Origin of the sequence: Caballeronia sp. ATUFL_F1_KS4A (assembly GCF_023630905.1) — a bacterium.
GTDB lineage: Bacteria > Pseudomonadota > Gammaproteobacteria > Burkholderiales > Burkholderiaceae > Caballeronia > Caballeronia zhejiangensis.
On record NZ_JALQEB010000011.1, the window covers coordinates 22210 to 36406 of the forward strand.

Below are 14197 nucleotides of genomic sequence, written 5' to 3' on the forward strand. Positions count from 1 at the left end.
CAGCACTTAAGACGTCAATAAGAATGCGCGCAAAACCCTTGCAAAATCCTGCATCTAACGTCGATTCCAACGTTTCGGTTGAAGTTAGCCCCAAATAGGTTCGGGTTAGCGGAACTTATCCTTCCAGCCGCGCATCATTCGAAACGCTTCGAGCCGGTCCGAAACGGGCGCGCCGAATTGCGACGCAAGCGTTGCGTGGATCGCCGGGACGTCCGCACGCAGGAACGGATTCACCGTTTTTTCGTGGCCGATGGTCGTCGGCAAAGTCGGCTTGCCGGCGGCGCGCAACGCCTGCGCGTCCTCGCTCCAGCGCAGCAGCGCGGTGTTGTCCGGCTCGCACGCGCGTGCGAACTTGATGTTCGACAGCGTGTACTCGTGCGCGCAGTGAACCTGGGTGTTGTCCGGTAGCGCGGCGAGCGCGTCGAGCGAACTGAGCATCTGCTGCGGCGTGCCCTCGAAAAGACGGCCGCAGCCGCTCGCGAAGAGCGTGTCGCCGCAGAAAAGATGCGGCGTGCCGTTCGGATCGCCCGCCTGGAAATAGGCGATGTGTCCGGCCGTGTGACCCGGCACGTCGATCACGGAGAGTTCGAGCGCCGGCTTGTCGATGCGCACCCTGTCGCCGCCGGTGACGCGCTGCGTCAGATGCTCGATGCGCTCGCCAGCCGGGCCGTAGACGGGAATCCCACCCTCTGCCGTTCGGCTATCGATGAGTGCTTTCACGCCGCCGACGTGGTCGTGGTGGTGGTGCGTGAGTAAAATAGCGGTCAGCCGCCAACCACGTTTGGCCAGATAGGCCTCGACGGGCGCGGCGTCGCCGGGGTCGATCACGACCGCATCGCGCGAGTCCGACACGAGCCAGATGTAGTTGTCCTCGAATGCCGGGACCGGCACGTATTCGAGTGCATCGAGTGCATCCTGGGCAGGCGATTTCTTGGCAAGCGAATTCATGGCGATCATCTATGCGGCAATCCGAACATGTCTGACCGATCGATTATAGACTGGCCCACCTGGACGAGCTCGGCGCCCGGGCGCTACGTGCTCGAATGGGAGCAGGCGCAGCTCGATCACGTCGTGTCCGACATCTTCGGCTATCACGCGCTGCAGCTCGGCATGCCGCAGCTCGACGCGCTGCGCGAAAATCGCATGACCGGGCGCGCGCTCGTGCTCGACGCCGAAAGCGCATCGAGCGCACCGTACACGCCGCCGCGCGCGACGACGCCCGGCGTGAGCGCGCTTCCCGCGGCGAGCGCGCCCGACGGCCGCAGCACCGTGTGGTGCGATCTGCTCGACCTGCCTTTCGAAGCGCAGAGCGTCGATTTGCTCGTGCTGCCGCACACACTCGAATTCTCGCCCGATCCGCACCGCCTGCTGCGCGAAGCCGAGCGCGTGCTGGTGCCCGAAGGCCAGTTGATCATCCTCGGCTTCAATTCGCTGAGTTTGTGGGGCGCGCGGCAGTCGCTCGGCAAGGTCGCGGGACGGCCGTTCGTGCCATCGGCGCACGAGATGATCGCGTTCACGCGCATCAAGGACTGGATCAAGCTGCTCGGATTCGACCTTGAACGCGGGCGCTTCGGCTGCTATCGTCCGCCGCTTGTCACGGACAAATGGCTGCAACGCTATCAATTCATGGAAGCCGCCGGCGATCGCTGGTGGCCCATCTTCGGCGCGGCGTACATGATCACGGCGGTCAAACGCGTGCGCGGCATGCGCGTCATCGGTCCGCGCAAGCTCAAAAAACCCGCGCTCGCGCCTGGCCTCGCTCCGGTCGCCGCTCCGCACACGCGCAACGAGACTCGCAAAGAGCATTGATGACTCAAGAATCCGCATCGAACAAGGTAATCGACATCTACACGGACGGCGCCTGCAAAGGCAATCCGGGACCCGGCGGCTGGGGCGCGCTGCTGCGTTTCGGCTCGCTGGAGAAGGAGCTGTTCGGCGGCGAAGCCGCGACCACCAACAACCGCATGGAACTGATGGCCGTGATCTCCGCGCTCGAGGCGTTGAAACGTCCGTGTCACGCGATCATCCACACCGATTCGCAATACGTGCAGAAAGGCATCAGCGAATGGATTCACGGCTGGAAGAAAAAGAACTGGATGACGGCCGCGAAGACGCCCGTCAAGAACGCCGATCTATGGAAACGCCTCGACGAACTCGTCGCGCGGCATGAGATCGAATGGCGCTGGGTCAAGGGCCACGCCGGACATCCCGAAAACGAACGCGCCGATGCGCTCGCCAATCGCGGCGTGACATCGCTTGCGGACAACTGAACGAAACGCACGCCAACTTATGCGCCAACTGATACTGGACACCGAAACCACCGGCCTGAACGCGAGGACGGGCGACCGGATCATTGAAATCGGCTGCGTCGAGCTGGTCAACCGCCGGCTGACGGGCAACAACCTGCACCTCTACGTGAACCCGGAGCGCGACAGCGATCCCGGCGCGCTCGCCGTGCACGGCCTCACCACCGAATTCCTGAGCGACAAGCCGAAGTTCGCGGAGATCGCCGCGCAACTTCGCGACTTCATCGCGGGCGCGGAGTTGATCATCCACAACGCGCCCTTCGACGTCGGCTTTCTCGATATGGAATTCGCGCTGCTCGGGCTGCCGAAAATCGCCGAGACGTGCGCGGGCGTGATCGACTCGCTCGCGCAAGCCAAGCAGATGTTCCCCGGCAAGCGCAACTCGCTGGATGCGCTGTGCGATCGTTTCGGCATCAGCAACGCGCATCGCACGCTGCATGGCGCGCTGCTCGACTCGGAGCTGCTCGCCGAGGTCTATCTCGCGATGACGCGCGGCCAGGAAAGCCTCGTCATCGACATGCTCGGCGATCAGCCCGCGTCGGGCTCGGTTTCGACGTCGCGCATCGCGTTCGACGATCTCGATCTGCCGGTTATCGCCGCGAGCGCCGACGAACTCGCCGCGCACGAAGCCCTGCTGAACGATCTCGACAAGGCGATGAAAGGCACGAGCGTCTGGCGCACGGAACCGGCTCCCGCCGAAGGAGAAGCCGTTCCTGCGTAATTTTTTCGAATTTGCTTAACGAAGCACTAGACGAAATCAAAAACGCCTGACATAATCTCGTCTCTCTTCGGGTGGTTAGCTCAGCGGTAGAGCACTGCCTTCACACGGCAGGGGTCACTGGTTCGATCCCAGTACTACCCACCAGAATTCTGGTGTTGGTAAAGACAAGCACCGAAGATCAAAAGGCTCAAGTCTCACGACTTGGGCCTTTTTCATTTTCAGCCGGTGAAACGGGCATCACGACGCCCACACGCCGCGCGCCATGCCGCTCGCGGCGATCACCATCAACATGACGAGTCCGGCTTCGAGATCGCTCAGCCATGCGAAGCGTCGCGCCCGCGTGAGATCGATCGGCCCGCCCTGCGCGAGCGCGATGCGCCAGCGGATCAGCGCGAGCATCGGTGAGACTTCGATCAGCAGAATCACGACGAGCGCCGTCATCTTCAGATGGAAAAGCGGCTCGTGCAGATAGAACGCGCCGCCCTTTTCGAATCCGCCGAACGCGCGCGTCACGCCCGTGACGATCAGCACGATCGCCGTAACGCCCCACACGGAATCCGAACGAAAGACGTCACGCAGGCGCAGTTCGTTCGCCTGAATGGATTCCGCGGGATCGAGACGCCGCAACGCGCGGGCGCGCGCGAGCACCGAGCCGAGCGCGAAACCGAAAGCAAGAAGATGAAGCGCGGCCAGCAACCAACGTATCAGCATCCTTTCCTCCCTGAAGAGACAGGAACGACGTGTACGGCAATTTCGGCTAGATCAGACCTGACGCAGCGTCGCATCGAGCGCGCGCGCCGCGTTGCGGTCGCCTTCGCTCGCGAGCGGCGCGCGGAACACGGTGGTGCGATTGTGCCCGGCCGCGGCCGGCGAGTCCCACAACAATTCGACTTTCGGCCGGCGCGCGAACAGGCCGTGCCGCACTTCCCCGCTCGCGCGGATAGCAGGCGCGGCGGGCTCGGTCGCCGGCGCGAGCATGCTCGTCGACGGCGACGTCTCCGCCGGCTCCGGCCATTTCACCGACAGCTCGCGCGCGTCGTACTGGCCGAGCTTGCGGCTTTCCGCCCATACGACGGCGGTACGCGTGACGGGATCGAGCGAGAGCGCATAGCGCCCGATCGCGAAGCGCCGCGCCGCGATATTCGTGCGCCAGAGCGCGCGCGGACGGCAGATCCACATGACGATGGCATAAAGCGCCGGCCCGACGAGCAGCCAGCCGTTGGTCTCGGCGAGCGCCTGCGTGAAGCGCCGCCATCCGGAACTCCAGACGAACGCGCCGACGGAAAACATCGCGAAGCCGAAAGCCAGCAGCGCAATGAAGCGCAACGCCTGCCGCAGCCATTGCGGCAGCGGATGCAGCGGCCGCTCCGTGCGCGCCTTCGCGCCCGGCAGCACGATCAGAAGAAAGATCAGGACGAGGTTCACGCACGCCCACGGCGACGACGTCATCGCGCGCAGCGAGGACAGATAGCCCATCTCGGACATCGAGAACGCCCAGCGCGCCGCGAGCACCAGCCCGATGGCGCGCAATGCGAACACAGTGCCGGCGCCCGGCGCCGGGTTCGCGCTGATTTGCTTGGGTCTCGCCAAAAGAAACGCTCCTGTCCACGTGCGATGCATGCCGCTCCGCGCATCGCGAAGCCCGGTCATTATAGGGAGATTACGGATGTCGTCAGAGGTTTCACATCCGCAGCGCGGTCTGTCGCGCGAAAGGCATGCCTGAATGTGCTATTACGACAACGCCCCGCGTGCCTTGAGGCACGCGGGGCGTCGTTTTTCAACTCATGCCGCGGCGAAGCGGCAAGACTTGCTTAGCTCGCGTTGACTTCGCGCAGAACCGTGCGGCGCTTCTGGCGCAGCAGTTCTTCATACACGTTGACGTAGTTCGCGGCCATGACCTTCGACGAGAAACGCTGCTCGAACGCGGCGCGAACCTTTTCGCGGGGCAGTTGATCCAGGCGCTTCACGGCGGCGATCGCCGAAAGTTCATCTTCGACGACGAAGCCCGACACGCCGTTCTCGATCACTTCCGGCACCGAGCCGCGGTTGAATGCGATCACCGGCGTACCGCAGGCCATTGCTTCGATCATCACAAGGCCGAAGGGCTCCGGCCAGTCGATCGGGAACAGCAGCGCGTGGGCGTTGCCGAGGAACTCGGTCTTCTCCGCTTCGCTGATTTCGCCGATGTACTCGACGTGCGGCAGCGCGAAGAGCGGCTTGATCTCTTCTTCGTAGTAGGCGCGGTCGGCCTTGTCGAGCTTCGCCGCGATCTTGATCTTCATGCCCGCCGCCTGCGCGATGCGGATCGCGCGGTCGACGCGCTTTTCCGGCGAGATGCGGCCGAGGAACGCGAGATAGCCGGGCTTGACGTTCGGGATCGGCTTCAACAGGTTTTCCGGCAGACCGTGATACACCGTCGAGAGCCAGTGCGCCTGCGGCAGCGGCTGACGCTGGTTGTCCGAGATCGAGATGACCGGCACGTCGTTGAACGTGTTGAAGATCGGCTGCAGTTCGGGCAGATCGAGACGGCCGTGCATCGTCGTCAGGAACGGCACCGGCTGGCGCGCGAACAGCGAGAACGGGTAATAGTCGATGTGGAAATGCAGCACGTCGAACTCGTCGGCGCGGCGGCGGACTTCTTCGAGCAGCAGCATATGCGGCGCCATCGTGTCGCGGATCGTCGGGTCGAGGCGCAGCGCCTGCGGCCAGAACGCCTCGAGCTTCGCGGACGTCTGCGAATCGCCGCTCGCGAAGAGCGTGACGTCGTGTCCAGCATCCACGAGTGCCTCGGTCAGATAAGACACCACGCGTTCCGTGCCGCCATACAGCTTCGGCGGAACAGCCTCGTGGAGGGGCGCGATTTGAGCGATTCGCATGTCGTGAAACTCCTAATAAAGAATCAGGCAAGTACTGCTGTCATGTTGACGTTGGAAAGCGAATCGCTCGGCTCGGGCGAAGCTTTCCGCGGCGCGGCGGCCGCGGCGCAAAGGCTGATGCTCGAGTGAAAAAGCGGGGTCGCTGATCACCGGTTCGTCGCGCAGGCGATTCGATCTAGCAATTGCGGTTCCATATCTCAAAATCGCCGCGCGCCAGCAATTAACGCGTATCTGCTGCGGCGGTTGACGCGAACTTGCAAAAACCTGTCGATGGCCTAAGGGCAAACCCGGATCGGATTATGGAGTTTTTTCCAGAGCGGCGCCGGCAGTCATTTCAACATATTTACCTTGTTACAAGGGGGATACACTTTGCAAACCACTGTTTATTAAGGTTGTTCTACATTTGAGCACGGGCTCTGACGATGCCCGGGCGGCAGCACGCACTCCGCGCCGTCTGACCCGCCGCGTAGGCCGGATTGCGGCACCGGCTGCGTTATCGGGCGCGACACGTGCTTTTGTGTTCGCTGGCGCGATTGGCGCAGATCCTTCAGACGAGCGTTCCATCGCAAAAAGTCGTGCAATGTGCTTACAATGCGCGCCCATGCCGTCAGCCGCGCTCGGCGGCCGAAAGGCTGAGGCGACGCCCGATTTTTGCCGTGGATGATGTTCGGATGGCCACACGCGCCGAGCGTCACATGCCCGAAGTCGCGATGCCGCAGCGCGATACTGGCTACAATCCAGTGATGGAGACGGCGCAGCGTCGCCTCGCTTGACGTCAGTCGCGCCGGATCGGGCGACGCATCGCATGCCGGCAGTCGCATCTCGTACCGCGCATGGCACTGCCCGAAGGCGCAACACACGCTCAACCGCTCTACGACCAAAAAAGACCATTGGACCAACTCACCGTTTCCCAGCGTAACGCGCACAACGCGAAGCTTTCGAGCTACGCGCATCGGCCGCTCGCGTTCCTGATGCGCTACATCCGCCGTCACCCCGTCGCGCATGCCATCGTGCTCTTCAGCGTGTTCGCCGCGGTCGGTTGCGCCCTCGCCTCGCAGTACGCGATCAAGCATCTGATCGACGTCCTCGGACAAGGCCGCGGGCATCCCGGCCCGCTGTGGGGCGCGTTCATGATCCTGGTCGGGCTGATCGCCGCCGACAACCTGCTGTGGCGGGTCGGCGGCTGGGTCGGCGCGCACGTCTTCGTGATCGTTACCGGCGACTTGCGCAAGGACCTCTTCTCGTATCTGTCCGGCCACTCGCCGACGTACTTCTCCGAGAAGCAGCCAGGCATGCTCGCGAGCCGGATCACGGCGACGTCGAACGCGATCTACACCTCCGAGAACGTGATGGCGTGGAACGTCCTGCCGCCGTGCATCGCGGTGCTGGGCGCGATCGTGATGATCGTCTCCGTCAATCCGCTGATGGCGGCCGGTCTCATGACCGCATCGCTGATCCTCGCGCTGATCCTGTACCGGCTCGCGAAGCGCGGCTCGGCGCGGCATCACAGTTTCGCGTCGAAGGCGGCGTCGGTGGATGGCGAGCTCGTCGACGTGATCGGCAACATGGCGCTCGTGCGCGCGTTCGGCATGACGTTCCGCGAGCAGAAGCGTTTCGGCTCGACCGTCAAGGCCGAAATGGTCGCGCGTCAGCAGAGTCTGCTGTACCTCGAAAAGCTGCGCCTGTTCCACGCGGTCGTCACGGCGATCCTTTCCGCAGGCCTGCTCGGCTGGGCGCTGTGGCTGTGGTCGCAAGGCCGCGCGACGTCGGGCGATATCGTGCTCGTCAGCTCGCTCGGTTTCACGATCCTGCACGGCACGCGCGACTTGGCCGTGGCGCTCGTCGATGTGACGCAACACGTCGCGCGTCTCGCCGAAGCCGTGCAGACGCTGCTGGAGCCGCACGGCATGCCGGACCGCTCGGACGCGACGGAACTCGTGCCGCAAGGCGGGCGCGTCGATTTCGAGGGCGTGACGTTCGCCTATCCGCGCCGCCGTCCGATTCTCGACAATTTTTATCTGCATATCGAGCCGGGCCAGCGCGTCGGGCTGATCGGCAAGTCGGGCGCGGGCAAATCGACCGTGCTCGCGCTGCTGCAACGCTTCTACGAGCCGCAAAAGGGCAGCATCAAGATCGACGGCCAGGATATCAGCGCGATCACGCAGGACAGCCTGCGCCACGCGATCGCGCTCGTGCCGCAGGATATTTCGCTGTTCCATCGCACCGTGTTCGAGAACATCGCGTACGGACGTCCGGATGCGAGCCGCGAGGAAGTGCTCGCCGCCGCCCGCGAGGCGCGCTGCACGGACTTCATCGAGGCGATGCCGGAAGGATTCGACACGATCGTCGGCGACCGCGGCGTGAAGCTGTCGGGCGGTCAACGTCAGCGCATCGCGATCGCGCGCGCGATTCTGAAGAACGCGCCGATTCTGCTGCTCGACGAAGCGACGTCGGCGCTCGACAGCGCATCGGAAGAAGCGATTCAGCAGGCGCTCGACCGGCTGATGGTCGGCCGCACCGTGATCGCGATCGCGCACCGTCTGTCGACGCTGCAGAATTTCGACCGCATCATCGTGATGAGCGCGGGCAAGGTCATCGACGACGGCCCGCCGCAAGAATTGCGCGAGCGGCCGGGGCTGTATCGCGAGTTGCTGGCGAAGCAGCACGGCAAGGTGCCGTCGATCGTCGCGACGCCGCACAAGCAGCCGGCGTAAGCGTCATCAAGCAAAAAGGCCGCGTTTTCCGCAAGGAACGCGGCCTTTTTCACGTCTTGAGGTCGCGCAGAAAGTTGTCGCGCCACACCGAGACGTTGTTGTCGCGCAATTGCGCCATCATCTCTTCGTAGCGCGCTTTTCGCTCGTTCAAAGGCATGCTGAGCGCGATGGCGAGTGCATCGGCCATGCCGTCGATATCGAGCGGATTGACGATGAGCGCGGCCGTCAGCTCGCGCGCCGCGCCGGCGAATTGCGACAGCACGAGCACGCCGGGATCGTCCGGATTCTGCGCCGACACATATTCCTTCGCGACGAGATTCATGCCGTCGCGCAACGGCGTGACGAGACCCACGTGCGCCTCGCGGAACAGCGCGGCGAGCACCGGCCGCTCGTACTGACGATGGATATAGCGAATCGGCGTCCAGTCGAGTTCGGCGTATCGCCCGTTGATGCGGCCCGATTCCGCTTCGAGCTGCAAGCGGATGTCGCGATAGGCATCGACATCGGAGCGGGTCGGCGGCGCGATCTGCAGGAACGACACGTTGTTGCGCTGCTGCGGATCGTGTTCGATCAGCCGCTCGAACGCGCGAAAACGCTCGACGAGCCCTTTCGAATAATCGAGACGATCGACGCTCATCACGAGCTTGCGATGATGCAGCGTCGACTTGACGATTTCCACGTCGCGTCCGCGCTCGCCGTCTTTCGCGAGCGCGGCGATTTCATCCGGATAGACGCCGATCGGATACGCCGCCGCACGCAGCGTCTGACCGAACGCGCGAATCGCGACCGGCTTCGCGCCGTCGCGCTGCAACGCGCCGCCCGCTTCTGTTTCGATGTAATCGCAGAACGCGCGCAGGTCCGGCTCCGTCTGAAAACCGAGCAAATCGAACGCGCACAGCGCCTCGACCAGTTCGCGATGACGCGGCACGCTCAACAGAATCTGCGACGCCGGAAACGGAATGTGCAGAAAGAAGCCGATGCGATTCTTCACGCCCAATGCGCGCAGCGCCTGCGCGAACGGAATCAGGTGATAGTCGTGCACCCAGATCACGTCGTCGGGCTTGAGCAGCGGCGCGAGCTGCGCCGCGAGCCAGCGATTCACGCGGCAATAGCCGTCGTATTCGTGCCGGTCGAACTCGATCAGGTCCGGCCGATAGTGAAACGCGGGCCAGAGCGTCGCATTCGAGAAGCCGCGATAGTACTGGTCGTAATCGCGCCGCACGAGTCCGATGGTCGCGAACGTCACCGGTCCGTGCTCTTCGAGCTTGATGTCGTCAGGTGCGGACGTGAGCACGTCCCCGCTCCAGCCGAACCACATGCCGCCGGTTTCCTTGAGCGCGTCGTAGACGCCGACCGCAAGCCCGCCCGCCGCGGGCCCGCCTTCGGAAATCGGCGCGACGCGATTCGAAACGATGATCAGCCGGCTCACGCGTGCTTCCCCGCCGTGCCCGCGATTACTTGCAGCCAGTCGAGCAGCAACTCGACCGATTCGATGCGCGCGCGCGCAACCGTATCGCCGGGGCCGACCTTGATCGACAGGCCATCGAACTCGTTCACGACCGCGAAACCTTTTTCATCGGTGAGATCGTCGCCGATAAACACCGGCTTGCGCCCCGTGAACGGCGGCTCGCCCATGTACGCGCGCACCGCGCGGCCCTTGTCGACGTCCTTCGGCTTGATCTCGTAGACCATCTTGCCCGGCTGCAGCACGTAGGCATCGGCATATTCCGCGACGAGCTTTTGCGTCGCCGCGCGCGCCGCCGGCTCGCGGTCGGGCGCATTGCGGTAATGCAGCGCGAGCGCCGCGCCCTTGATTTCGAGCAGCATGCCCGGATTCGCGCTGACGACTTTCTCGAGCGCGTGCTCCATGCGCAGGAGCCGCTCGTCGTTGAAGCCGATGCGCTGCACATCGCCGTTCGAATCGCGCCGTTCCGCGCCGTGCATGCCCGCGACGGGCAGATCGTCCATCTGCAGGAACGAATCGATATTGTCGATGCCGCGCCCCGATACGACCGCGACCGCGCCGTTGGTCGCGCGTCTCAACGCGGCGAGGATGTCGGGCACCGAGCGCGGCACGAAGATGCCATCGGGCGTCGAGGCGAGTTCGACGAGCGTGCCGTCGAAATCGAAGAAAAAGGCGGTCTCGGCAAGAGACAGGGAATCGGGAAGAATTTGCATCGATCTTTGGCCTGTGGTTTGCCTGTGATGTGGCGCGCGGTCCGTTTCGGACGACGCAATGCGTGCGAATCTTACCGCGCGAAGGCTTTCAATTCAGAAAGCTCCGAACTTTCAGCTTTCGACGTGCGGCCTTTCAGCGCGCTTGAACCATGCGGCAAATCGTCTCAAAAATAGTCCGATAGCGACATGATGCGCTGGAGACGCGTGAAAGGCGTGTATTTTGCGACGAAGTTCAAATCGAATCATCCTGCAACGCCATTCCCGATGCACGCTTCGTTCCTCGAATTTCCCGCGCGGCGCCTCGTCGCCCTTCTCTCGCTGTGCGCCCTCGCCGCCTGTTCGAAGCCCGCCGAGCCGTGGCATCTGACGGATGTATCGGGCCATCTGCCGGATCTCGACTTCTCGCTCATCGACGATGGCGGCGCGAGCGTCACCGGACGATCCTTCGCCGGGAAGACGACGCTCGTCTACTTCGGCTACACGCATTGCCCCGATGTCTGCCCGGAAACGATGGCGCGCCTGATGCAAGTGCTGCAACGCGTTGGGCCGGATGCGGACGAGACGCGCATCGTCTTCGTTTCGGTCGACCCGGCGCGCGACACGCCCGCGCTTTTGCGCTCCTACGTGCGCGCCTTCGACGACAAGCACGCGGTCGGCCTGACCGGCACGGATCGCGCGATCGAGAAAGTCGCGCAGCGTTATCGCGTCGCGTATCAGATGGAAAAGCGCGATCCGGACGGCGCGTATGAAGTCACGCACAGTTCGGCCGTCTATATCTTCGATGCCGCCGGTCACGCGCGCCTGCTCGCGACCGATCACGATTCGATCGACGCCATCGCGGCCGATCTGAAGCGCGTGATCCACGCAAAGGACGCCTGACGATGAGCACGCTGCTTTACTGGCTCGATCCGTGGGAGCCGTCGCCGACGGTCGTGATCGCGGTGCTCGTCGCGGGGATTCTGTTCGCGCGCGGGGCGCGGCATGCGCGCGTGTCGGTGTCGCGGCGCATCGCGTTCTGGTTCGGCCTCGTTGCGCTTTACGTGGCGCTGCACACGCGGCTCGATTACTTCTTCGAGCACGAATTCTTCATGCATCGATTGCAGCATCTCGTGCTGCATCATCTCGGTCCGTTTCTGATCGCGCTGTCGTATCCGGGCGCGGCGCTGCGTGCGGGCATTCCGTTCGGATGGCGGCAGCGCTGGTTGCGTCCGGCCGCGCAAACGCGCATTGCGCGCGTCTTTTGCGATGTCGTGTTCAATCCCGTGATCGCCGTCGCGCTGTTCGTCGGGCTGATCTATTTCTGGCTGCTGTCGCCGATCCACTTCAAGGCGATGCTCGATTACCGGCTCTATCGCGTAATGAACTGGAGCATGGTGATCGACGGCCTGTTGTTCTGGTGGCTCATTCTCGACCCGCGGCCCGCGCCGCCCGCGCGCCTCGCGCCCGGCAGACGGATTCTCGTCGTGATCGCCGCGATTCCGCCGCAGATCATTCTCGGCGCGTACATCTTCTTCACGCCGCACGAGCTGTATCCGATCTATTCGATTTGCGGCCGCGCGTTCACCTGGATCACGCCGATGCGCGATCAGCAGATCGGCGGCCTGTTGCTGTGGATTCCCGGATCGATGATGAGCGTGATCGGCGCGCTGATTGCGCTGCGTCACTGGCTGCGGCTGTCGGCGCGCTCGCGGCTCATCAAGGAACGCAGCGTCGCGATCGCGGCGCCCGTCAACGTCAGCGCGTCATGAAGGAAAACCGGGACGGCGCATCCAGACGTGCGGAATGCCGTCTTCGTCATGCACACCCGACGACGGCACGAAGCCGAACGCGCCGTAGAAGCGCTGCAAGTGCGCCTGTGCGTGAAGGCTGACCGGCTGATCGGGCCATTGCTTCAGGATCTGCTCGAGCGCGCGTTCGAGCATCGCATTGCCGAGCTTCAGGCCGCGAAACTTCGCGGTCGTCAGCACGCGGCCGATGCGCACGTCCTTCTCGCCCTCGTCCGGATGACCCGGCAACAGCACGCGCAGATAACCCGCGAGCGCAGGGCGCTTCTCGCCTTCGCCATATGCGAGAAGATGCCACGCGTCGACATCGAGGCCGTCGATATCGCCATACACGCAATTCTGCTCGACGACGAACACGGCGCTACGGGCCGCGAGCATGTCGTAGACCTCGGTCGTCGACAGATCGTCGAAGCGCTTCCAGCGCCATTCGAGTTGGGAGAGTGAGTCGGTCATTGGAGTAGGTGTGGCAGAAACGTTGCAATTATGCCGTGCCGCCACGGGACGCAGAATCGGTGGCTACCGGCGTTCCGAAAAAGAAAAAGCCCTGACGGATCAGGGCTTTTCAAGTGGAGGCGCGGACCGGAGTCGAACCGGTCTAAACGGCTTTGCAGGCCGCTGCATAACCGCTTTGCTACCGCGCCACAAGCGGTTCTGGTGCCACCGGCAATTGACCGGCTGAGCCACCAAACAAAAAGGGAAGCTTGGCTTCCCCTTTGACTGGAGCGGGAGACGAGTCTCGAACTCGCGACCTCAACCTTGGCAAGGTTGCGCTCTACCAACTGAGCTACTCCCGCGTGTTACTGCTTTCTTTTGCTCTTGCTTCGCTTGCTGCGTCGCGTCGTGCATCAGAGAAACGAGATTATGTAGAAGCCAAAGAAGGCTGTCAACTGTTTTGTGAGAGGATTTTTTCGCTTCGACGCAATTTTTGCAATGAGCGCGTTTTCCGCCTCAAAGCATGCCGCCGCGCTCGCGAATCTGCGGCCACGCGAGCTTCATGTAGTAGAGCATCGACCAGACGGTGAGGAACGCGGCGACGTAGATGAGCCACAGGCCCCACACGCGCGTGTCGATGATCCATTGGGTGCCGGCGATCTTCAGCGGCCCGTAGAACAGCAGCATCGGGATCGCGACCATCTGGCACACGGTCTTGAACTTGCCGAGCTGATTCACCGCGACGCTCTTCGATGCGCCGATCTGCGCCATCCATTCGCGCAGCGCGGAAATCGTGATTTCGCGTCCAACGATGATGAGCGCGATCACCGCATTGAGCCGCGACAGTTGCACGAGCACGAGCAGCGCGGCGGTGACCATCAGCTTGTCGGCAACGGGATCGAGGAACGCGCCGAACGACGACGTCTGATTGAGCTTGCGCGCGAGAAAGCCGTCGAACCAATCGGTGAGTGCGGCGAGCACGAAGATGACCATGCCGAGCAGGTTGCGATGCTCCGGGCTCATCATCATGTCCGGCAGATAGAACACGCCCACGACGAGCGGAATCAGCACGATTCGCAGCCACGTCAGGAAGATCGGTAGATTGAACGGCATGGGCGAAAGCGGTTGAGGGACATGTAAGGAAGCCGCCATTGTGCCGCGTCGATCCGGCGCTCACAAGGCGGCG

14 protein-coding genes and 3 tRNA genes are annotated in these 14197 nt (G+C 63.4%); 7 read left to right on the forward strand and 10 right to left on the reverse strand.

Features of this window, described 5'->3' with window-relative positions; translation table 11 throughout:
* Positions 1-105: 105 nt before the first annotated feature.
* A complete protein-coding gene (gene gloB, locus NCS03_RS09955) occupies positions 106-957 on the reverse strand; it encodes a hydroxyacylglutathione hydrolase (RefSeq protein ID WP_250440003.1) in 852 nt (283 codons plus the stop codon).
* An 18-nt stretch (positions 958-975) separates the two neighbouring features.
* Here gloB and NCS03_RS09960 point away from each other — a divergent pair, with 18 nt between their 5' ends.
* The 4 genes from NCS03_RS09960 (at position 976) to NCS03_RS09975 (ending at position 3171) form a co-directional block, all read left to right on the forward strand.
* On the forward strand, positions 976-1809 hold the full coding sequence (locus NCS03_RS09960; RefSeq protein ID WP_008342053.1) for a class I SAM-dependent methyltransferase: 834 nt from the start codon (positions 976-978) through the stop codon (positions 1807-1809).
* Entirely contained in the window at positions 1809-2270 is a 462-nt protein-coding gene (gene rnhA, locus NCS03_RS09965) for a ribonuclease HI (protein WP_008342054.1), read from the forward strand. The genes NCS03_RS09960 and rnhA overlap by 1 nt, the downstream gene beginning before the upstream one ends.
* A 19-nt stretch (positions 2271-2289) precedes the next feature.
* The gene (gene dnaQ / locus NCS03_RS09970; protein ID WP_250434949.1) at positions 2290-3027 is read left to right on the forward strand and encodes a DNA polymerase III subunit epsilon; all 738 of its coding nucleotides are present in this window, start codon (positions 2290-2292) and stop codon (positions 3025-3027) included.
* Between the two features lie 69 nt (positions 3028-3096).
* Positions 3097-3171, forward strand: a tRNA-Val gene (locus tag NCS03_RS09975).
* A gap of 93 nt (positions 3172-3264) precedes the next feature.
* On the opposite strand, the gene NCS03_RS09980 is transcribed toward NCS03_RS09975, so the two are convergent.
* The 3 genes from NCS03_RS09980 to NCS03_RS09990 all read right to left on the reverse strand — a co-directional run bounded on the left by NCS03_RS09980 (position 3265) and on the right by NCS03_RS09990 (position 5903).
* Positions 3265-3738 carry a DUF2214 family protein gene (locus NCS03_RS09980; protein ID WP_034473512.1) on the reverse strand — a complete coding sequence of 158 codons (474 nt, stop codon included), beginning with the start codon at positions 3736-3738 and terminating at the stop codon, positions 3265-3267.
* 51 nt (positions 3739-3789) lie between these two features.
* The gene (locus tag NCS03_RS09985; RefSeq protein ID WP_008342060.1) at positions 3790-4617 is read right to left on the reverse strand and encodes a hypothetical protein; all 828 of its coding nucleotides are present in this window, start codon (positions 4615-4617) and stop codon (positions 3790-3792) included.
* Between the two features lie 221 nt (positions 4618-4838).
* Positions 4839-5903: a glycosyltransferase family 4 protein gene (locus tag NCS03_RS09990; RefSeq protein ID WP_008342061.1), complete on the reverse strand. Its 1065-nt coding sequence runs from the start codon at positions 5901-5903 to the stop codon at positions 4839-4841.
* A gap of 833 nt (positions 5904-6736) precedes the next feature.
* Here NCS03_RS09990 and NCS03_RS09995 point away from each other — a divergent pair.
* The gene (locus tag NCS03_RS09995; RefSeq protein ID WP_235366332.1) at positions 6737-8617 is read left to right on the forward strand and encodes an ABC transporter ATP-binding protein; all 1881 of its coding nucleotides are present in this window, start codon (positions 6737-6739) and stop codon (positions 8615-8617) included.
* Positions 8618-8666: 49 nt separating this feature from the next.
* On the opposite strand, the gene otsA is transcribed toward NCS03_RS09995, so the two are convergent.
* Both otsA and otsB read right to left on the reverse strand, forming a co-directional pair.
* Entirely contained in the window at positions 8667-10046 is a 1380-nt protein-coding gene (gene otsA, locus NCS03_RS10000) for an alpha,alpha-trehalose-phosphate synthase (UDP-forming) (protein WP_008342063.1), read from the reverse strand.
* Positions 10043-10795, reverse strand: a complete 753-nt coding sequence (gene otsB / locus NCS03_RS10005) for a trehalose-phosphatase (protein ID WP_008342064.1) — start codon at positions 10793-10795, stop codon at positions 10043-10045. Before otsB ends, otsA begins: the two co-directional genes overlap by 4 nt.
* Before the next feature lie 264 nt (positions 10796-11059).
* Here otsB and NCS03_RS10010 point away from each other — a divergent pair, with 264 nt between their 5' ends.
* Positions 11060-11674, forward strand: a complete 615-nt coding sequence (locus tag NCS03_RS10010) for an SCO family protein (protein ID WP_175980488.1) — start codon at positions 11060-11062, stop codon at positions 11672-11674.
* Between the two features lie 2 nt (positions 11675-11676).
* The gene (locus tag NCS03_RS10015; RefSeq protein WP_250434951.1) at positions 11677-12543 is read left to right on the forward strand and encodes a cytochrome c oxidase assembly protein; all 867 of its coding nucleotides are present in this window, start codon (positions 11677-11679) and stop codon (positions 12541-12543) included.
* Here the strand turns inward: NCS03_RS10015 and NCS03_RS10020 are convergent.
* The 4 genes from NCS03_RS10020 to pgsA all read right to left on the reverse strand — a co-directional run bounded on the left by NCS03_RS10020 (position 12538) and on the right by pgsA (position 14124).
* On the reverse strand, positions 12538-13032 hold the full coding sequence (locus NCS03_RS10020; RefSeq protein WP_008342069.1) for a GNAT family N-acetyltransferase: 495 nt from the start codon (positions 13030-13032) through the stop codon (positions 12538-12540). The genes NCS03_RS10015 and NCS03_RS10020 overlap by 6 nt on opposite strands.
* Before the next feature lie 114 nt (positions 13033-13146).
* A tRNA-Cys gene (locus NCS03_RS10025) sits at positions 13147-13220 on the reverse strand.
* A 77-nt stretch (positions 13221-13297) separates the two neighbouring features.
* Positions 13298-13373: transfer RNA gene (locus NCS03_RS10030), tRNA-Gly, on the reverse strand.
* 154 nt (positions 13374-13527) lie between these two features.
* Positions 13528-14124: a CDP-diacylglycerol--glycerol-3-phosphate 3-phosphatidyltransferase gene (pgsA, locus tag NCS03_RS10035; RefSeq protein WP_008342071.1), complete on the reverse strand. Its 597-nt coding sequence runs from the start codon at positions 14122-14124 to the stop codon at positions 13528-13530.
* Between the last annotated feature and the right edge of the window lie 73 nt (positions 14125-14197).